14 protein-coding genes and 3 pseudogenes are annotated in these 19,373 nt (G+C 69.7%); 1 reads left to right on the top strand and 16 read right to left on the bottom strand.

Features of this window, described 5'->3' with window-relative positions; translation table 11 throughout:
* The 6 genes and pseudogenes from ACZ518_RS09020 to ACZ518_RS08995 all read right to left on the bottom strand — a co-directional run.
* Complete coding sequence (locus ACZ518_RS09020; protein ID WP_469112324.1) at positions 1-2,772, bottom strand: AAA family ATPase; 2,772 nt, start codon at positions 2,770-2,772, stop codon at positions 1-3.
* A gap of 217 nt (positions 2,773-2,989) precedes the next feature.
* On the bottom strand, positions 2,990-3,859 hold the full coding sequence (locus ACZ518_RS09015; protein WP_469112323.1) for a P-loop NTPase family protein: 870 nt from the start codon (positions 3,857-3,859) through the stop codon (positions 2,990-2,992).
* Between the two features lie 256 nt (positions 3,860-4,115).
* Positions 4,116-4,532 (bottom strand): hypothetical protein, encoded by a 417-nt coding sequence (locus ACZ518_RS09010; protein ID WP_469112322.1) that lies wholly within the window; start codon positions 4,530-4,532, stop codon positions 4,116-4,118.
* Between the two features lie 63 nt (positions 4,533-4,595).
* Positions 4,596-5,717 carry a DnaB-like helicase N-terminal domain-containing protein gene (locus ACZ518_RS09005; protein WP_469112321.1) on the bottom strand — a complete coding sequence of 374 codons (1,122 nt, stop codon included), beginning with the start codon at positions 5,715-5,717 and terminating at the stop codon, positions 4,596-4,598.
* A 1-nt stretch (position 5,718) separates the two neighbouring features.
* Positions 5,719-6,960 (bottom strand): DNA cytosine methyltransferase, encoded by a 1,242-nt coding sequence (locus ACZ518_RS09000; protein ID WP_469112320.1) that lies wholly within the window; start codon positions 6,958-6,960, stop codon positions 5,719-5,721.
* Positions 6,957-7,580, bottom strand: a pseudogene (locus tag ACZ518_RS08995) (hypothetical protein); the annotation flags it as partial. The pseudogene ACZ518_RS08995 and the gene ACZ518_RS09000, both read right to left, overlap by 4 nt.
* Before the next feature lie 236 nt (positions 7,581-7,816).
* Between ACZ518_RS08995 and ACZ518_RS08990 the strand changes: the two are divergent.
* Positions 7,817-8,248, top strand: coding sequence for a hypothetical protein (locus tag ACZ518_RS08990; protein ID WP_469112319.1), 432 nt, complete (start codon positions 7,817-7,819; stop codon positions 8,246-8,248).
* A gap of 28 nt (positions 8,249-8,276) precedes the next feature.
* Here ACZ518_RS08990 and ACZ518_RS08985 read toward each other — a convergent pair whose 3' ends face one another.
* The 10 genes and pseudogenes from ACZ518_RS08985 to ACZ518_RS08940 form a co-directional block, all read right to left on the bottom strand.
* A complete protein-coding gene (locus ACZ518_RS08985; RefSeq protein WP_469112318.1) occupies positions 8,277-10,652 on the bottom strand; it encodes a tyrosine-type recombinase/integrase in 2,376 nt (791 codons plus the stop codon).
* A 73-nt stretch (positions 10,653-10,725) separates the two neighbouring features.
* Positions 10,726-11,922 carry a tyrosine-type recombinase/integrase gene (locus ACZ518_RS08980; protein ID WP_469112317.1) on the bottom strand — a complete coding sequence of 399 codons (1,197 nt, stop codon included), beginning with the start codon at positions 11,920-11,922 and terminating at the stop codon, positions 10,726-10,728.
* 66 nt (positions 11,923-11,988) lie between these two features.
* Positions 11,989-12,312 (bottom strand): annotated as a pseudogene (locus ACZ518_RS08975) (adenine nucleotide alpha hydrolase family protein); the annotation flags it as partial.
* Between the two features lie 178 nt (positions 12,313-12,490).
* The gene (locus ACZ518_RS08970) at positions 12,491-13,315 is read right to left on the bottom strand and encodes a hypothetical protein (RefSeq protein WP_469112316.1); all 825 of its coding nucleotides are present in this window, start codon (positions 13,313-13,315) and stop codon (positions 12,491-12,493) included.
* Between the two features lie 407 nt (positions 13,316-13,722).
* Positions 13,723-14,370: a hypothetical protein gene (locus ACZ518_RS08965; RefSeq protein WP_469112315.1), complete on the bottom strand. Its 648-nt coding sequence runs from the start codon at positions 14,368-14,370 to the stop codon at positions 13,723-13,725.
* Positions 14,371-14,978: 608 nt separating this feature from the next.
* A pseudogene (locus ACZ518_RS08960) lies at positions 14,979-15,335 on the bottom strand (XF1762 family protein); the annotation flags it as partial.
* Positions 15,332-17,056: a type IV secretory system conjugative DNA transfer family protein gene (locus tag ACZ518_RS08955; RefSeq protein ID WP_469112357.1), complete on the bottom strand. Its 1,725-nt coding sequence runs from the start codon at positions 17,054-17,056 to the stop codon at positions 15,332-15,334. The gene ACZ518_RS08955 and the pseudogene ACZ518_RS08960, both read right to left, overlap by 4 nt.
* An 88-nt stretch (positions 17,057-17,144) precedes the next feature.
* On the bottom strand, positions 17,145-17,783 hold the full coding sequence (locus tag ACZ518_RS08950; RefSeq protein WP_469112314.1) for an SPDY domain-containing protein: 639 nt from the start codon (positions 17,781-17,783) through the stop codon (positions 17,145-17,147).
* 130 nt (positions 17,784-17,913) lie between these two features.
* On the bottom strand, positions 17,914-18,504 hold the full coding sequence (locus ACZ518_RS08945; RefSeq protein WP_469112313.1) for a hypothetical protein: 591 nt from the start codon (positions 18,502-18,504) through the stop codon (positions 17,914-17,916).
* Positions 18,505-18,544: 40 nt separating this feature from the next.
* The gene (locus ACZ518_RS08940; RefSeq protein ID WP_469112312.1) at positions 18,545-19,369 is read right to left on the bottom strand and encodes an SPDY domain-containing protein; all 825 of its coding nucleotides are present in this window, start codon (positions 19,367-19,369) and stop codon (positions 18,545-18,547) included.
* Positions 19,370-19,373 lie beyond the last annotated feature (4 nt).

Below are 19,373 nucleotides of genomic sequence, written 5' to 3'. Positions count from 1 at the left end.
CTACTCCCCAGACTCCCGCCCACGACCAGCGCGAGCACCCCGGGGACCGGTCACACCAGCCCTTTGACCTGCTACTTCAAGTTGGCGAAGGCTCAGTTGGGTGCCGGTGGTCAGGTCCCAGACGGTCACGGTGCCGTCCTGGCTGGTGGTGACGGCGATGGGGGTTCCGTCAGGCCCCATCGCGGTGGCAACGGTTTCCACCCGGCGTGTAGGCAAGGTGAGGACGTGCAACCGGCTGCCGGAAGTTAGGTCCCACACAATCGCGGTGCCCTCGGTGCTGGCAGTGATGGCAAGGGGAGCGCCGTCGGGCCGAGTCGCAGTTGCGATGGGGGTTGCCCGGTTAGTGCTGACCTTTAGCGTGTGCCGACGTGCCGGGTGGGCCTGGCGGGTGGCCCAAAGAGGGACCGCGTCGGCGGGACGGCCATAAAGCGGCACATTGGCGATCGCTAGGGCGAGATCGGGTTGTTGCCAGCTCGCCGCGTCGAGGGCGAGCAAGTCGCGTCGCGCGTCAGGGTAGTTGCGCCAAAATTGGTGAGCTGTGGTGGTGCGGTAGATATGGGCGCGTAGGAGACCCTGTTCAGTGCCAGCGTGGTGGAGGTGGGGGCTGAGGGTATCTGGTTCCGCGTGGACCAGAAATTGCGGATCCTCAAGGAGTGAGTCGAGAGAGCTACTGTCTGCGGCTGCTGCGTGGTCGGCGGCGTGGTGCAGTAGATAGGGCTGAGCGTGGGCCCAGTCGGGGCTGCTGCCGGTGGTGATCGTGTTGATCAGGGCGTTGTAGATGGCTGTCGGGTCGCCATGAGGTTTGGTGTGGTCGGTTAGGGCCTGGTGGAAGTAGCGGTAGAGGAGGCGCTGCTCGGTGTCGGGGGTTGTCCGCAGGTAGAACGAGGCTTTGGTGAGGGCGCGGCGCGTGTCGCTCAGCTGGGGCGTGGACTGCTGCGGGGCGGGGGGCTGGTTGGCGAGGGCGGAGGCATGGATGAGGTCGAGGGGCATGCCCTGGCCGCGGGCCTGGCCGAGGACGGTGAGGACGGGAAGAATCCACGGGTCTGTGGCCGCGAGAGCCTCTGTGTGGAGCTCGAAGACCTCGGTGATCGTGCAGGGCGGGTCGCCACTGATGGGCTCGTCGCAAGCAAGTAGGTGGGCGGCGTACAGGGCCGCAACGAGGAATGCACCACTGTCGCTGTAGACGGCGAGCCTGTCGGCTATGCGTTTGATCTCCGAGCGTGGGTAGCGTCGGCGGGGGAGGAGCTTGATTAGGTAGTTAGCTAGGTCGTTCGCGAGAACACGGCGGTCGTCGTCGGTGGCGGGGTCGAGGTCGAGAGCCGCGCCGGGCCGATCGGTCAGGTATTGCTTGAGGGCGGGCAAGGTATCCCACCAGGGCCGGGTGCCGATCACGATGCGACAGTGGGTGGCTGGCATGCTGTCGTTTGCACCGGCCAGCGGCAGGAGGAGTTCTTCGACGACGGCCGCTGGGTCGGCGGCCTCGTCGAGGGCATCCAGGACCACCAGCACGTCGTGGGTATCCCGCAGTTCTTGTAGGAGCGCTCTCGTGCTCCCCAGGTCCGGGAGGTCCGGGCTCTCTGTGTGTGAGCTGTCATTGGGGCTGGTACGGCCGGCGGTCTGACGGTGGAGCTGGTGGCACAGTGAGTCGGTGATCTGCTGGAGCGTGAGTTGGCGGGCGTGGACCGCCAGGACGATGCTGGGCATGCGGGGTTCGAAGTGATCGACCGCTGGGCCAACTAGAACGCCCAGGGGCTCAAGTTCGGGGTGCACCAGGCAGACCGTCACGCCGAGGAGCGCTGACTTGCCGCTGCCGGGACCGCCGGTGACCACCAATAGCCGGCCCTGAGCACCGTCGTCGTTGTTGATCCAGCCTTGCATCCGCTGGAGCTGAGAGCGACGGCCGGAGAAGTGGATGGTACTCGCGGTGGGGTTGCCAGCGGCTCGGGTGGCGAAGTGTAGGGGGTCCAGGCCGGGGGCGCAGCCGAGGGCGAACTCGCGAAGCAGGGGGTTCATGCCGGTCAGGAGGCGGGCCCCTGGTTCGTTGGTGTGGGCGGGGTTTCGGAAGAACGGTTGCGGCTCCGGAGCGGCTTGGATATGCGGGCTGTGTACGACTGTCTGAGCGGGGCGTCCGACAGCGTGATCGGTTCGGGCGAGTTCGCGGTCGATGGCGGCGGCCAGGGTTTCGACAGGCACGTATTCCAGGGTGGGGGTGATGTCGAGGTTGCCGTCGACCAGTTGGTGCAGAACTTCGGCGGTGGCGGTGGTGAAGCGGGCGCCGTAGGTGATGGCGTTGTCGGTGCAAGCACCGATGATCCACACGTTGCGCACCGCGTCCTGCCGCCGCCTGGAGGCTAGTTCGAGCAGCTGCTGCTGGACGATAGCCTGTCCGGCCTCGCAAACGTCCAGGATGAACAGCACAGGCCGACTGCCGTTCTCCGCTGTTCGCAAGAGACGGTCGAAGCTGACGCAGGTGTCTTCCAGTAGATCGTCGCGCGCCTCACCGCCGGCCGTGGCCAGGTAGAGGGCACCGCCGTCATCGGGCTGGGTGCCGTGGCCGGCGAAGTGCACGATGAGGGGCTCGCCGACGCCAGCATGCTGACGCAGCTCCTTCCACCGGTCCATGAACTCGCGCTCGTCGCAGTCCAGCAGCGGGTCGCCACCGGTCGCGGCGCTGGCCCGGTTCAGGGCGGAGGCTAGAGTCCGCACCGCATCCGTGACAGCAGGTAGTGGCGTGAACGCTTTGACGCCGTCGGCCTGGTCGTCCTCGCTCACGTACGGATCGGGGAAGCGCCCTACCCCCACCACCAGTGCCTTTACCACCATCCCCCCAGTCAGCCACGCTCAGCGGCTCCTTGCCGCACGCCACACAGCCACAACCGCGCCCCGGCCGCTGCTCCGCCACAGAGACAACTCGCCCAAATGTCCACTAGGACCACCACCAACGTTTGGACGAACCCCTGTGCAGAGCACAGCAACGGCCGATTCCCAATCACGAAAGGTAGGGGGCGATGGCAGCTGCCACCAACCCATTCCCCAGATAGCCGCTGAAGCCGTGGAAGCCCAACCCGTTGTCGCAGGTGTCCTCGAAGTCGACAGGGAAGACCTCGCCCAGCTTCGGCGGGATTGCAACGAAGTCACCGACATCGGCGACGTTGACCCACCGATCCACCCCTGCGGGCTTGGACCCTCGCCCACTGCGCAGCCCAGGCTCCAGCCGACGCAACAGAGATGGAACCCGCAGCGGTGAGCCCACCGTGACCAACAGTTCCACCTCAAGATCCGGGAAAGCGTGCAGGGTCTCATAGGTGACGAAGGACCCCAGCGAGTGCGCCACCACCACGGTCGGCCGCTCACGTCGAATCACCGCGGCGACACGCTCACGCACCAGTCTGCGTCGGTCCGACCACGAACTGTATGCCTCCACCTCGCGCAGGTTCGTCACGAGCGCGCGTTCCACGCGGCGCATCGTCTGCTCACGTACCGCTCCGACGAGGTGGCCGCCGCGGTCGCCGAACAGCCACCCCAGCATCTGCCGTAGCGGCGCGAGCCCCACGTTCTGCGGATCCTCGGGCAGCGGAGCACCTGCCGTCGCCAGCCACTCCGCTGCCTCCACCCGCTGCACGCCGGTGAGATCCTCAAAATTCGCGTCGTCCCCGACCGCTTGCACCTGTTCCGGCAGGTCCACCCGTAGCAGGTCCGCGTAGTAGGCCATTACCAGCTCTGGTACGTCCACCGAAAGACGCCCGAGGCTTTCGGCGAACTTCGGACGGCAGTCTGCCATCCGGCGCAGAGCCGCCTGCTCGGGCGTCGCTCCGCGAACGTGGTTGAAAATCCCGTGCACCAGCACGACGGGCGCCATCAAACACTCCCCGCTGACAGGCCGGGTCCGCCCCCGGCTGCTTGCCCTGCGCCTACCGAACGCCTACATCCCACCACACCAAGGTCTCCGCCCCTCGGCAAATCCTAATGTCAACTAGCCGTTGAACCCGCGGACTCTGATCTCGCCCCACACCTCGGAGCCCGAAAGATTCCGCGAGACGCCCGCGACACGGGAGACGGGAGAGATCACCGGGCGGCAGCGTGTCTGGGCCAACTTCGTCAGCTCGATCGACACCTCATGAGACAGATCTGAACTGTCCCAAGAAGAGGTGGATCTTCAGGCGGCCGGCGGCGATGTCGTCGTGGATGTGCTGCGAGGTGGCGCTGACCTGTCGGATCTCCTCGCGTGTGAGGTGGGTCATGGGGTGGTTGGCCCAGGTCCACTCCGTGTCGATCTCTTCTTGGAGGGCGGGCTCGATGTCGACGTCGTAGTCGTGCTGGAGGTCGTGGGCGGTCTGCTGGGTGTAGTGGGGCTCTTCTCGGTCGATGCGGGCGAGCACCATGGAGCCTGCGCCGGTGTCGCGGAATCCGTGGGCAGCGAGGGCGATGCGGGCCTCGGCGCTCCTGGGGCCGGTCACGATGGCGGTGACGGCGGGCGGATGGTCGGGGTGAACTGAGGAGTGGATGCGGGTGTCCGGTGTCGGCTGGGGCATGGTGCGCCTTCGGGGTTGCGGCTCCGGCCGGTGGGGTGCCGGCCGGAGCCTGGGACGGATGGGTCAGCGGGCGGCGCGCGCGGTGGCTGCGGGCCGGGGTGGGACAGGACCGGCCCGGGGTGGGGCCGGGCCCGCGGACTGGGTCGTCCTGGGCAGGGTGGGATGGGTGGCACGGTGCCAGCGGGCGCGGACGGCGGCGAGGTCGGCGAGGGCGCGGCGGGTGCCGGTGAGGAGTTGGTGGACGGTGTTGGTGTCGTCCTGGGTGTAGGCGAGGACGGTGAGGCCGGTGGTGTGGGCGCGGGCGAGCATCGAGCGCCGCAGGACGGCCTCGGCCCAGTGCTCCGTGGCCACACCGTGGCCGTCGGTGAGGATGCCGAGGAGGTCGGCCGGGGGCAGCGTGGGTGTGATCAGCCCTTGGTGTTGGGCTTCCCACAGCACGGTGACCGGGTCGATGGGGTCGCCGCGCCGGGCGACGTTGAGCAGGCAGCCGAAGAGTCGGCCGTGCAGAGGGTCGAGGAAGTCGCCGGGCTGGAGCCAGCGCGCGGCCTCGGTGGGGCGGGGGCGGGCGCTGAGCGCCGCGAGGAGCAGCCGCTCGTCCTGGACGTCCTCGTGGTCGGGGTCGCGGACGGGGTGAGCCGGGGCGGGGGTGCGGGGCAGGGTGCTGGAGTGGGCGGGGAACCGGCCGTCGAGGTGCTCCAGGGCGTCTGCGAGTTTGTCGGCGGCGGTGAGGGCGGCGCTGGGCTGGTCTTCCAGCATGGGGTCACCGGCGGTGTGGACGAGTTGTTCGGCGTGGGCGGTCAGGGTTCGGCGGGCGTGGCCGGCGCGGACGATCGCCTCGTACGCGGGGGCGTGGGCGGGGTCGGGGCAGGTGCTGACGAGATGGTGGAGGTAGGCGGCGGTGAGTCCGTGGGCGGCGGGCCGGGCGTGTTCCAGAACGGCCGTGAGCCAGACCGGCTTGCTGGCGTGGACCTCGGGCGGGGGCGGGGCGAGGGTGATCATGGCGTCGAACACCGCCAGGTGCCCGGCGTGGGCGAAGTCGGCCGGGTGAAGCGTGCCGAGGGTCTTGATGCGGTCCGGTTCGAGGAGGAGCGCGCCGAGGAGGGCCTGCTCGGCGTAGTGGCCGGCGGGAGCGGGCGGGATGTCGAGCAGGTCGAAGTCGGCTTCGGGGAAGACGGATTGGGGCAATCTAGGCGGCCAGGGTGAAGTTGTCGCGGGTGAGGGTGATGCCCACGTGTGGGGCGAGGAGGTGGGCGGCCAGGCGGGGCGGGACAGCGTTGCCGATCTGGGAGAACTGCTGGCCCTTGTTGCCCTGCCAGGGGTAGTTGGCGGGGAAGGACTGCAGGGCACCGGCCTCGGCAGCAGTAATTCGGATCGCCTCCGGCGCTGTACCTGGTGGGCCTTTCAGGCCTGGATTCGTGGCGGTGGGCTCGGCCACCCACACGCACTCGTTGGCACGGTGCCCGAAGAACAACGTCCCGGCCGGCTCGTCAACCGTGCGGACGGTGGCGTTGGCCTGGTTGTTGCTCCGCAGCGACCAGGACCACGCCCCTCCGCCACTGGCCTTCCCGGCCGGGCCGACGCGAGGGGCGCGCCCGCTGGCGCGGCTGACGGCAGGGTGCTTCCACCGGCCGCGCTCTCTGGCGTCGGCGAGCGTCTTGCGGGCGCCGGAGGGAAACGGTTCGGGGCCGCCACCCGTGCCGCCGCCGGCGCACACGGTGGGGGTGGGCCGGTCGGTGGCGCCCCAGCCGAGTGCCTCGGCCATCGACACCCACCGCTCGCGGCCCGGCCCGAACAGGGACTCGGGCTCCGCGACGGGCGCGTGGGTCGGTGGCGGCGGCTCGGCGGTGCGGACCCGGGAGGCGAGCAGGATCGCCCGCCGCCTCGTCTGGGGTACGCCGTAGTCGGCGGCGTTGAGGATGCCGGTCCACACTGAGAACCCCCAGCCCCTGAGGATGGCCGCGTACTGGCGCCACAGAGGAAGGACGTCGGGGACTTCCTCCATCGCTATCCACTCCGGCTCGCCCACAGAGTTCAGGGCGTGGAGGTAGCGCATGGGCTCGGCGGCCAGCAGGGAGCGGGCGTCCTGGCAGGCGGCCAGCAGCTCGGCACGGGTGTCGCGTCCGGCGGCGAGGTCGGCGACGGCCTGGTGGACCAACGGCTGGTCGACCAGCCCGAGCCGCTTGCCTGCCATGCTCCACGCCTGACAAGGAGGCGACCCCAAGACCCCCCAGACCCGGCTGGCCAGCGGCCAGGTCGGATACAGGGCCACGTCGGTTCGAATCGTCAACTGCCCCGCTGCGGCCCGGGTCTTGCAGGCCCACTCGTCCCACTCGAGCCCGACCTCGCGTATGCCGAACACCTTCAGGGGGTGGCCCCAGCCGCCTGCGCCGGCGAACAGGTCCAGGACGAACTGGTCGTGCGCCCTCACGCGGTGAGCCCGAAGTCGTCCTGGACCGGCTCTGCTTCGCTGCCGCGGCAGGCCCAGGGCGAGCAGCCGTTCTCCACACCCTGCTCCAGCTCCTCCAGATCCGCCTCGCCGGCATCGGCTGCGGCCTGCTGGGCGGCCCATTCCGCAGCCGTGACGTGGTCGATCGGAGCCTGGTCGAGCGGGACGCGGGAGCGGTGCAGAAAAGCCTGCCCCAGAAGCCGGTTTCCAGTAGCGTTGGCGCGGGCGTTCCCGGCCCGGACCGCCGCATCGAACTCCACCACATCCGCCCACTCTGCGGGCGAATTTTCGCGGATACTTCGCCACTGCGCGTTGCCGTGAAATGGGCACCCAAGGCAGCTTGATTTCGGCGTTTCGGCCAGCCCTAGGCCGGTGAGATAGCGGATGCAGTCCGAGCGGGACCAGCCCATGTCGATGAGGGGGTGCCGGTTGCGCATGTACTTGATGTTGGAATCCTTCGCGCGATGAAACTCGTCGGTGGAGATGCCGACCCACTGCTCGACGAACACGCCCTTCGGAACCCGCTGCGGTTACGGGTGACCAAGGAGTTCGCGGATTTGTCGTTTAATCGGCTTGATTTTATATTCCCCGGTGCTTCTCTGCACTTCACCCGATTGGGTGCATTGGGGTATGTGAGGTGTCAAGGCGACTCCGAGGCGAGGGGAAGGATGATTGGGGAGCGGTGACGATTGCGGGTGCACGTAGTGGCTTGATGCGCGGATGACTCGGGCTCATCCCGCCAGTGGCCGATCTGGCACTGCGCCCAGCACCTTTTGCGCGTGGTCGCGTTGCACTGAGGGTCTGGGCGATCTAGCGCCCCATGCGAAGGGACCACCTTGTGAAGACTCATCTGCGCCGCATCGCCACCGTGGGATGCCTGGTGCTTGCGGCAGCCGCCGCGACGCCCGCGGCGCAAGCGCAGCAGGGCGATGGCGGGAGCTCCCAGCCGGTACCTGCCGCAGCGAATGAGGTCATCGGCCTGCTTGAGGATGACCCCGAGGCGGTCGGATACCTCTTCGACACCCTGGACAAGCTCTCCTCCCAGGACAAGAATTCGGGCGAGATCATCAAGGACGTCATCGTCAAGCCCTATGGCGGGAACAAGCGGCTGGCCAGCTACATCGTCAAGATCAGCAAGGAGGTCTACAAGCAGAACCCGAAGGGTTCCAAGGTGCTCATCGACAAGCTGCTGGAGGCGCACGGGAAGCACGACCTCATCTCCGATGCGCTTGCCAAGGAGCTGGCTGAGCTTTCCGCATCGATCCGGTAGCGGATTCCCTGGCGGACGCCGGAACGGCTCAGCGCTGGGGCTTCGTCGTGCTTGTTCGGGTCTTCGGGATGCCGAGTTCGACTACGGGGCGCCGTGCTCGGCGCTGGGTTTCGTGCCGCTTTTCACGGAGGAAGGTGAGAGTGAGGTCGATGCCTTCGACCTCACCGACCCAGCCCTCGGTCTCGGCGCGTGCTCGGCGGCCGAGCAGGTCGGCTTCCAGCTCGATGAGACGGGTCAGCATCTTGGGGTTCACGTGCAGCATCGGGCAGCGGATGCAGGCGTGTTCGTGCTGGCAGGGGGTGCCGTAAGGGCGCCCGCAGGAGCCGAGCTCGACCTTGCGGCGGTCGAAGTGCTCCTCGAACTCGGTCCACTCCTGCTCAGTGGCGTCCCGGTATTCCTCCGAGGGCCGGACCTGGCGCCGCTGGTGCAGGTGGGCCTGGTAGTGGCGGATCACGTCCTCGTCGAAGACAGCGACGTATCCGCGGGTGGTCTGGATGCTGAGGTGGCCCAGCAGGGCGGCGCCGATGTGGATGGGCAAGCCGCTGTTGACCAGCTCGGTGGCGAAGATCCTCCGGAAATCGTGCGGGGTGAACTTCAACCCGCGAAACCCGGGGTGAGTCTCGGCCAGGTCCTCGCATCGCCGGCTGATCATCTTCTGGATGGTGCCGGGGTTGAAGATCTTCGATCCGGTCGCTCCGTTCTGACGTTGGAAAAGGAAGGGCATGGGAGCGCTCCAGACCTTGTCGTGCGGGTCATGGCGGCTGACCAGGGGGATCGGCCTTCCGCGCCGGCCGTGGCGGCGGATGATGGAGGCGATGACGTGGAACAGTTCGGCGGACATCGGGATGACGCGCTCGCGGTCGGTCTTGGACGGGGCGATGACCAGCAGGGCGATGACCTCGCCGTTCGCGCGCTGGTACTGGCGGATGCTGAGGTGGGTCAGCTCGCACAGCTCCTCGATGCGGACGCCGGAGTGCCGCAGGGTTTCCACTGCCGCCCAGTCCCAGAAGGCGGCCTCCTCCTCGGTGCCGAGGTGCACCAGCTCGCGGGAGTCCAGGTTCAGCACGCGCGTGGGAACGACGTCGCCGTGCCGGAGGCGCTTCCGGTCCGATTCGCTGATCACCCGTCGGTAGGCGGTACCGGCGTGGGTGAACACCTCGCCGTCGGCGGCCTGGTCGGCGCGTTCGAGCAGGAGCCTGGCCTGGTCGTAGCGGGACTCGACATGCTCGACCAGGACAGGCAAGAGGGGCTGGCGCTGCCGCGTGCGGTCCGCGGAGCGTTCGCTCACCTTCCGTCGGCGGACGCCCAGGCCGTGGAGCTCGCCGGGCGGGACGGGACACGGTGCGACCCATGTGGCCCAGCGTTCGGGTTCGGCAGCAGCCCAGGTGTGCAGGTCGTAGTAGAAGCTGCGGACCGAGATGACGATGTCGTCCTGGCCCATCCTGTGGGAGCCGTCGTCCTTGAAGCGGATCGTCTCCCGCCAGCGCGTGTAGAGGTCCGGAGCGATCCGCAGGCCCTGCTGGCCGGGGTTGAGTTGTTCGATCTTCACCCAGAAGTGCTTGACCAGGAGGAGCGCGAGCTGTTTCAGGCTGGCGTAGTCGAGGTCAGCGCGGCGTCGGCCGAAGTAGTCGATCAGCAGCCCGCGGACGGCTTGGTCGCGGACTCCGTACTGGTCGATGAGTTCTTCGATGGTCCGCTGGCCGCGCATCATGGCCGCCCGCATAGTCGTCGGCGTGGAGGTCGGGAACCGGCCCATGCCGATGAGAGCCGTCCACATTCCGTGCCCGAACAAGCGGTTGGAGGCGGGCTGACCGGGCTGGAGACGGCAGCGGGCCAGACGGTTGTCGTGCGCGTACTGGAGGATCGACGCCGGCGTGACGTCGGCCACCGCGACGCCCTGATAGGTCAGGAGGGTGCACATGTCGAGCACCGCCTCCCGCTGGTGCTTGAGCCGCAGCTCTTGTGCGGCGATGTGCTCCTCGAAGGTGATCAGCAGCGGGTCGTTCTGCGCGGAGATGAACAGGGGCGTGAAGTTGTTCAGCTGGTTCTGCCGGAAGGCGAGCATCGAGGGCTGGACGACGCGGAGACAGAACAGCGTGCGGACCCCAGGGGTGACCGCGAGGCCGGTCGTCCGGCGGGATCCGAGACTGTTCGCCTTGATCAGCCCCCTGCCCAGAGGACTGGCATCCCAGCGCTCCTGCCAGGTCTGGCCCGGGTAGGTGGACAGGTACTGGAGGATCCCGCGGGTGGCCTGGCTGCGCTGGTGTCGGGTGACGGAGGGAGCGTCCGCCCAGACGTCGAATGCCAGTCGGGAGATGTGGTTGATCGAGGCGGCAGACAGCTCTCCATGCGGTCGCGGCGGGGTATCCGCGACTGCGGCCTGCGGCTTCATGGGACCGCCCACGAACCGGATCGGGAAGGTGAGCCCTTCTACGATGGGCCCGTGCCGGCGGCTGACCCCGGTGGTCGTGCTGGACCTAGCCACCGAACACCGCCTTGATGTCGTCCGCGGAGTACCCGGTGGGGTAGCTCATCGCCGGCCGCGGCGTGCTGTAGTGCTCCGCGAGCTTGTCGAACATCTCCTCCACCCGCGCGGCCAGGTAGCGGCTGGTGGTCTGGATGTTGGCGTGCCGCATGATCGCCTGGACCTCGACCGGGGTGAGCTTCCCGCCGTTGGCCATCCGGGACGCCGCCGTGTGCCGAAGGTCGTGCAGGGTCCAGTTCGTGCCCAACAGCTCGTTCGCCCGCTGCATGATCCGGCGCATCGCCCAGTAGGACAGGGGGCGATCGCTCCCGCGACGGGTCCGCCAGACCGGCTCGCCCCGTGAGGGCGTACCGGCTTCGTCGAGATACCGGGCCAGCCGGACGAACGCCTGCGGCGAGGCCGGTACCGCTTCCCTCTCCCGGGTGCCCTTGGAGATCACGTAGACCCTCTGGCCGGCCCAGTCGATGTCGTCCACTCCGACCCCGAGCAGCTCGACCGCGCGGGCGCCGCTGGACACGTAGAACTCCAGCAGAGCGCGGTCGCGCTCGCAGCCCATGCGGTCGAACAGCTCGTCCCAGAGCCGGTCGGGAATCGAGCGGGGCGGCCGGTCGGAGACCTTCTGCCGCAACCGGGCCCGCCCCACGACCGCCCGCGGCTCCAACGGGCTTCGGTGAGCAAGGGCCCGTCGACGCTGCGGAGAGATGGGGACGGGATTGACCACCGGCCCGTTGCCCTGATGGGCATGGAACCCGTAGAAGCCGCTGACCACCGACAAGGCGTGGTTGATCGTCCTGGGCGCATACCCAGCACGCAGCGCAGGCTTGCCGGTCCTCAGATTGACCGACCCCGGTGCGGCGCCACCTGCCTGTGTCCGCTGGCGCTGCGGATTCGAGGCCGTCCGCAGCCATCCCGCCAGCACCGCGACCTCAGACTCGGTCGCCTTCTCCCACGCCACCCCCAACAGCCACAGCAGCCGGAACCACCGCAACAGGCCGTACCCGTAGCTGCGTACCGTCAACGGGCTGCAGTCGTTCAGCGCCAGGTCCCGCAGGTAGGCGGTGGCCGCCTCGATCTCGTCGTCGTACGCGTTCACGACGACGTACGGAGGGTGGACTCCCCGAGCGGGGACAACGGCCCCCACCCGGGGCAGTTCGGCCCGCCCCTCGATCAGTTCATGTCGCAGTTCCACGGTGTTCCTCCTCGTTGATCGCACTGACCATCACGCTGATCAACGAGGGGACTTGGTGCAGATAACTGTGCATTGGCGTCGGGTCATTCCTGGACGCCCGTCCTGGTTCAGGATGTACAGGGGCATGGACGCGAATCTGTGATTCGGATCCAGGGCGTCATCCCTGATGTTTCCAGCTGACACGCGGAGGATCGGAATTCCGGCCGGACGGGCAATCTCCCGCTCCAGGCGGTCGAGATGCTCGTAAACGGCTCTGGGTTCCCATCCGGTGTCAGCGAAAATTGCGTAGTCGACCTTGGGGAGGGTGCCTTCCGCGGAAAGGCAGAGTAGCGCGGAAGATTGTATTCCGGCACCCAGGGAGAGTGCCTTAAAAGCGGGGCTGTCTGGCATGGCTGGTTCCTTGTTTGCGGGGATCTCTGGGCAGGGTGGGCGTGGTTGTGGTGGCGACCGGGGGCGGGGGCGCCGTCGCGGTTGGCAGGCATGGTGAGAGCGTCGCTGTGGCAGGCCGCTGGACGGTGCGCGTGCCGTCCGGGCCGGTTCCGGGACGGCGGGTTCTTCGGCCGTGCGGTCAGCGGCGAGAGGGCCTTCGGGAGGAGGTCTGGGCGGCCGAGGTCGGGGCCCCGGCCATGCCGGGCACGTGAGGCGTGGGACTCGGGCGGGAGCCGGTGGGGTGCGAGGGCGCGCGCTGCTCAGGGGTGGAGGAGAGTGGCCGGGGGCGTGCGGGCGGTGCGGGCCGTCGGACGGTGAGGAGGGACTCGCCGCCGCTTTCGGCGGTGGCGATCCCGAGGATCCGGTCACCGGGGCGGAGCTGCGCGGCCGGGACTGCGATGAGGTCGTGCACGGTGCCGGCCTCGGGGTGGGGGCTCCAGCCCAGGGCGTGGAGTGCGGACTCCAGGGGCAGCCCATGGCGGGCGAGGGTGTGGCGCAGCGTACTTACGGGAATCTGTGTGTGGCGGGCCCAGTCCTCCAGTCCCATGCTGCGGCCGAACGCGCGGTGGGGAACGCCGCTTCCCAGCGTCGATCGGTTCTGCGGCTCCTCCGTGATCGCCTGTTCGGGCTCCCAGCCGTCGGCCAGACGGCGCCGCATCGTGGTGGCTGTGCAGCCGGCGCGGGGGTCGACGGCCCAGTGGGCGAGGGGCTTGGTCTCGCCGAACGCCGTGACGGGCAGGACGAAGTCAGGGCCGTCGGAGCCTTTGAGGAGGGCCTCCTCGAACGTCATCCCTGACGCCGTGAGGCGCTTGTACAGGGTGTGGTACTTGATTCCTGACTGCTCCGCCCAGCCGCGGAGCGTCAACGTCCGCCCTTGGTAGGTGTGTTCCAGGGTCGGCTTGTCGTGGCGCTCGCGGGTGAGCGCGTCCTCGGGCAGCCATCCCAGGGCGAGCCGTGTCCGCAAGGCCTCACGGTTGACGGCGCATCGCGGGTCTTTGGCCCATGCGGCAAGCGGTTTCGCTTCGCCGAACGCGGTGATCGGGCCGCGGGCCAGCTCCCAGTTGTAGCGGTCCGGTCGTTGCTGCTCGGCTGGCCGGGAAGGCCGGGGTGGGTCAGCGGGAGGCGCGGACGGCCGGGTCTCGGTCGAGGGCTCTCGGTCGTGGGAGGGCGGTGGGAGCGCGCGGGAGGTGTGCTCGGTCAGAAGGGGCCTCCGTAGTGGGTACGCGGGCGGAAGGTGCAGGGGCGTCGGCCGCTGGCGGTGTCGAGCGGCGAGGCGCGGGCTCTCCACCGGGGTCAGGGTGTCGATGCGTACGCCGTGACTGTGCCGATGGCCGGCAGGGCGCCTGATGGCGGTGCGGTCGCGATGGGTGCTCAGGCTCTTGCGCGTGCGGTCGTCCTGGCAGGTGCCTTCGATGCCGCTGCGGCAGCGGTGGTGCGGGTGGGCCGGGTCGGGCGGCGGCGGGGCGCGGAGCTGGCGGCGAGGAGTGCGCGGATGCCGGCTGCCGTGACGTGCAGGCTGTGGTGGCCCGGATGCTCCGGGAGGGCCTTCAGGCTGACCAGGCCCCGGGACGCGAGGGCGTCGACCGTGGTGGCCCGGACCGAGAGGTACGAGGCTGGTGCGGCGATGATCTCCCTGACGCCGTGCGCTTCGCGCAGTACGGCGTCGCCTCGGGCGAGGGAGGCCAGCGCTCGGCGCTGGGCGTCGCTGACCTTGATGGTGGTCTGGTCCGGAGCGGGCTCCTCCTGAACGGGGAGGCCTTGGGCGTGGAGGTAGCCCTCGTGCCGCTGCAGGGCTTCACCGACACGGTGTACTGCCGTCGGTGTTCCGGCGAGGTGGACAGCAGCCTGTGTCAGGGAAACGGTTGCGGACGTGGTGTCGCCGTGGGCGAGGTCGCAGACCGCGTCCGTCGCTCGCAGCGCGGCCAGCGAGGCGGCCTCGGCGAGATGCCGCAGGAGCGCGATGGCCTCCCGGCCGTCGACGATCCCCCTCGCGCTGCTCAGGGCTGCTGTGGTGAGCAAGTTGCTGGTGGCCAGCGGTGTCTGCCGTATCGCGTCTGCGGTGCGGACCGTGGCCAGCAGATCCGGCTCCGCCCGTTGCTGCTTGTGGAGTTGATCGAGTTGGACCGCGTCGGCGAGCAGCCGCCGGGTGAGGGGGAACAGTGCGTCGGTGAGGTCGAGTTCGTAGGTCAGTGCGTGCCTCCTGGTGTGGTGGCGGCCGGTGGGGCGGCGAAGTCGTCGTCGAGGCGGCTCAGACGCTCGACGGCCCGGGCCGCGGTCGGGTTGGCTTGATCAGGCATGTTTCGGTGCTCCTGTGTAAGGCCGCCGGCCGGGCGGCAACGGCGTCGGCCTTCAACGCCCGCCCCGTGCACGGGTACCGCTTGCGCTTGCTGCCGCCGGGCCTGGGTGGATCGGGTGGGCTCGGCGGTCGTTGATGATGGCGTCGACGGCAGCATGCGGGCTGAGGTCGTCCAGGTCGCGCGGTTCGTACAGAACGGTTTCCGGATTCGGGGCGGATGGAGGCTGGATGTCAGGGGGCTTGCCACAGGGTGCGGGCGATGTTCTCGGTTCCGCGCGGGGTGCGGGGCCGGGAGGGTGTGCCAGCCGGGACGGGGTGGGCGGCGGGCGATCACCCGCCACCCGGCCCCGCGCAGCGAGGCTCCGGACTCTCCGTCCTGCGTGTAGGTGACCAGCCTTCGGTATCCGAGGGCCTTCGCCGCACGCCAGGCGGCGCCGTAGAGAATCGAGTTGGCATTGAAGACGCCGTCGGTGCAGGTGCGGGTGACTTCCAGGGTCTGTCCGTCGTCGAGGTGCCGGGCGACGGGCCGGCCCACGGTCGCGACCGCGCGGAGGGTGCCTTCCTCGTCTGCGGCGCCGATGGCGAACACCTGCCCGGCCGGTGGCGGATGGTGCCGGTGCCAGGCGGCGACGAAGGCCTTAGCGTCCTGGGAGCGGACCGGTACCAGGTGCAGCCGCTGCCCGCTCACGCAGCCGTCCCGTAGTCGGACTGGCGCGGCGCGGCCTTGGCGACCGCGCGGGCGGTGATCGCCTTCGATGCGGCGGCAGAGGCAGCGGACAGCTCATCGGCGCCGGGCTCGAGGTACCAGGGGCGAAGGTCGAGCATGGCGGCCCGCATGCCGGTCGCGAAGCACAGCGCGGTGCCCTTGGGGAGCGCACGGATCGCGTCCGCGGGCAGGATGCGTTCCTGCCGCATGCTGATGGAGGTGGACTTGCCCGAGTCGGAGACGCTGGTGGACTTCGTCTCGACGTCGTGGTCGCCGATCAGGCGGGACAGCTTGTCGGCGAAGTCGGGGTCGTCGATGCCGGAGCCGATGACCTTGACGGTGGAGGCGGACCACATGGCGTCCATGCCCGCGTCGCCCCACACCTTCTGGCCCTGACGGTAGGACTGCAGGATGGTGATCGGGATGATCCCGCGCGACCCGAGGTGCGAGTACAGGTCCGGGAGGTCCGAGATCTTGCACACGTTGGCGGCCTCGTCGAGGATCGCGAGCATCGGCGGGTCCAGGCGTCCGCCGGCGCGTTCGGCCTGGGTGGTTGCGGCCCGCATGACGGAGTCCGCGCACGCGGCGATCAGGGCGCTCGCGCCGCCACCGCCGTCCTTGCTGAGCAGGAACAGCGTGTCGCTGCTGGTGACGAACTCCGACGGCCGGAACTCGGCGATTCCCCGTTGCGGGGTGACCCAGGAGGCGATCTCGGTGTTGAGGAGGGCGGCGGCGTACTGGCGGGCGGTCTCGTAGATGCCGTCGCGGGTTTCCGGCGGGCCTTCGACGGTGCCCTTGAGCTGGGAGGCGACCGCGGTGAACTGGTGGTCGCGCAGGATGTCGAGCGGGGTGCGGTCCGCGGGGAACGCCAGCCACTGCATGACGTCGGTGATCGGCCGTTCGTCCAGCGCTGCGGCGAGGAACAACTGGCTGAGGATGTTGGATCCGGCCTTGGACCAGAAGTCGCCCTGCTGGGAGGCGTCGACGCTCGCGGCGAGGAAGTGCCCGGCGAGGCGGCCCGCTCCGTCGAGGGTGCGGGCGTCGGCGAGGGGGTTCCACCACATGGCGCGTTCGGCGTGGGCGATCTGCTGTGGGTCCATCGACCAGACCCGCCCGATGTGGCTGCGGGCGTCGAGGGTGGCGGTGTAGGCGTCACCGGCGGCCTTGTTCGAGGTGAGCAGGACCGGTCCGGGGGCACCCAGGATGGCGGGGATCGCCAGGCACGTGGTCTTGCCGGAGCGCGGGGCCATGATGGCGACGGCCACGTCCTCGTACCCCATCCGGACCTCGTGCCGGCTGCCCTGGAGGTTGCCGAGGAGGACGCCGGTGTCGGCCGGGTCGATGGTCTTGGCGTTCTTCAGGCTGGGGCGCAGGGAGCGGGCCTTGGCGGTGATGGCCTTGGCGAGCAGCGGCTCGATGTCGCCTCGCTTGGCCATCCCGGAGATACCTTTCCGCTTCCCCCCGCCGGCGCCGCGGCGGTGCCACCATGTGAGGCCGCTCAGGGTGAGCGCGATGAGGATGAGGGCGGGCAGCATGCGGGTGGCGATCAGCAGTGCGGTCTCATCCGCGGCGGGCCACAGCTGGTCGGGGTGGAGGAGAGCGGCGGCCGGCTGGTAGGGCACCCAGTCGCCGGTGCCGGTGGCCCAGGCGAGCAGGTTGCCGCCGAGCCAGGCCAGGGTGGATGTGGGGATGATGACGGCCATGGCGCCGAGTAGCGCCTTGAAGGCTATGTCGTTGCCGGAGTTCGAGGAGGAGTTGGGCAAGGGGAGCGGTTCCAGAAGGGGGAGAGGGTCAGCGGAGGCGGCGGGGCGCGGGCGTCGACCGCGGCGGTGGAGCGGGCGCGGGTGTGGCGCCGGGGCGGCGGGCGGTGAGGGCGTCGATGCGCCGTTCGAGGGCGAAGGCCACGTCGGCGGCCGGTACCTGCACGGTGGTGGTGTGCAGGTGCTGGCCGAGGTGCGTCAGGGGGCTCGGGTCGCGGGCGATGGGAGTGGGGTCGGCCAGTGCGCGGGTGACGGCGGTGACCAGGCGGGCCGGGGTGGTGCCGCTGAGGTAGGCCTTCCAGACCTGGCCTTCGGGGTCGCCGCCTACGGCGACATCGATGAAGCAGCTGTTGAAGCCGCGGCCGGTGAAGTGCTCGACGTGGGCGATGCCGTCGGGCGAGGTCAAGCCGTCATGGTCACCCCTCGGCTGCCAGCCGGCGTCCAGAAGCGGCTCGTACGGGCTGCCTGCCGCGGGGGCGGCTGTGGGTGCGGTAAGGGCGTCGGTGAGGGCGGCGATGATCTCGACAGGGGTGCGGGCGCCGAACTTCACCGACCACGCGGGGTTCGCGTCGGTGCGGTGGTGGCGCACGATCCACCAGGGCAAGTCTGGGTCAGGCGCCAGGGACAGTACCGCCAGCTGGTCGGGGCTGGTGAGCTGCGTACGTGGCACGAGCGGGTCGTGCCCGTGGCTCCACCCGGCGGCGCGGTGCAGGGCGGCGGTGACCCAGGCCGGGTCACCGGGCCGGCGAGGTAGCGGGGATGGACGAGGGCCTGTTCGACGAGGGGGCCTGCGGTGTCGGTCAGAGGGTTCTCCTGGAGATGGGCGTTGGCCGGGGAACGGCGGTGGCGGCGACCGCCGTCGTGGTGGGGGCGGCGGGGAGCAGGTGGTGCTGGGCGGCGGTGTGGATGTCCAGGATGGCGTGGCCGTGGCCAGCCCAGGTGTAGAGGTGGTGCCAGGCTTCAGCGTTGCGTTCGGCCAGCGGCTCGTCGTACTCCTCGGTGCCCGGCACCGCCCGGTCCGGCAGCGTGCCGAGCACGGTGAGCCACTCGGCCTGGAGGGTGTGGATCGCGGTGAGTGAGGTGCGCAGTTCCTTGAGCTGCCAGGCGCACCGGGGTGCGGCGGCGGTCGGAGCGAGGTGCCGCAGCTGTTTCTCCGCGGTGTACAGGTAGGAGGCGGCGGTGCTGCGGATCCGGGTGAACGCGCGCCAGGTGTCGGCGTCGCGGCGGCGTTGCCGCGCGTCGTAGGCGGCGGGGTCGTGCGGCCAGTCGTCGGCGTCGGTGTGCTCGTCGGAGTAGGCGTCCCAGGACGCGAGGATCTCCTCGGCCTCCGTGATGTACCGGGCGAGCCGGTCAAGGGAGCGCTGTTGTAGTTCTTCGGTGGGCAGGGGCACGCGGTACGGCTTCCTAGGAGCAGCAAGAGGGGCGGCGGGCCTATTGGGTGGGGCTGGCTGTGGTCGCACCGGCGGCGGGCGCGGGGACTGCCGCGCCCGGGGTGTGCTGGACGGGGCGGGGACGGTGGCGCCGGGCGTGGGCCAGGCGCCGCTTGTGGGCGGCGACCATGGCGTCGCCGATGGCGCACTCCGCGTCGACGCGTACGTGGGGGCTGGAGACGTGGTCGAAGCGGGCGCGCAGGACGGGGGCGGGGTGGCACACGGCGGCGGTGACGGCGGCCAGGAGGTGGGGCGGGGTGGTCTCGCGGAAGTCGGCCCGCCACAGCAGCCCTCGGGGGCCGAACTCGTCATGATGGGAGGCGGCGGTGAACGTCCATCCGGTCACCCCGATCGAAGGAGAGACGCGGAGTTCCGCCTGGGCGGTGCCGTCCGGGGACAGCAGGGTCTGCGTCCCTGCCTCGTCAGTGGTGTGCTGCCAGCCGCGGGCGGTGAGGATGTCCGCGACCGAGCGTGCGGAAATCTTGGGTTCGGGCCGTATGAGGGCGTCGGTCAGTCCGGCGACGATCTCCACCGGCGTGGCGGTGCTGAACGAGGCCGACCAGTAGGTGCGCCCGAAGTCGGTACTGACCCTCCAGCCGGAGCGGTGCTCGGCGAAGTTGATGTCCAGGCGCAGCGAATGGTCGGGGCTGTCCATGCGGAGGGATGGCTGGAGAGGGTCGGAGGAGGCGGTCCAGCCGGCGGACCTCAGGGTGTGGGTGACGTGCCGCGGGTCGCCGGGGCCGGCGAGGTAGCGGGGGCTGACGGGTGAGCCGTAGACATTGTGGTCGGCGGCGAAGGCGGCCAGTTGCCGCTCACTGATGCTCACGGAG

This window comes from Streptomyces sp. NPDC033966 (genome assembly GCF_055575955.1).
The sequence above is the reverse complement of the archived record's forward strand: the minus strand, read 5'-3'. Positions and strand labels throughout refer to the sequence as shown.

Coding starts and splice junctions, on each gene's coding strand:
- ACZ518_RS09015 (WP_469112323.1), bottom strand. CDS start 3,859: ATGGCGCCCGTCGTGCTGGTGCACGGGATTTTCAACCACGTTCGCGGA.
- ACZ518_RS09010 (WP_469112322.1), bottom strand. CDS start 4,532: ATGCCCCAGCCGACACCGGACACCCGCATCCACTCCTCAGTTCACCCC.
- ACZ518_RS08955 (WP_469112357.1), bottom strand. CDS start 17,056: ATGGCCGTCATCATCCCCACATCCACCCTGGCCTGGCTCGGCGGCAAC.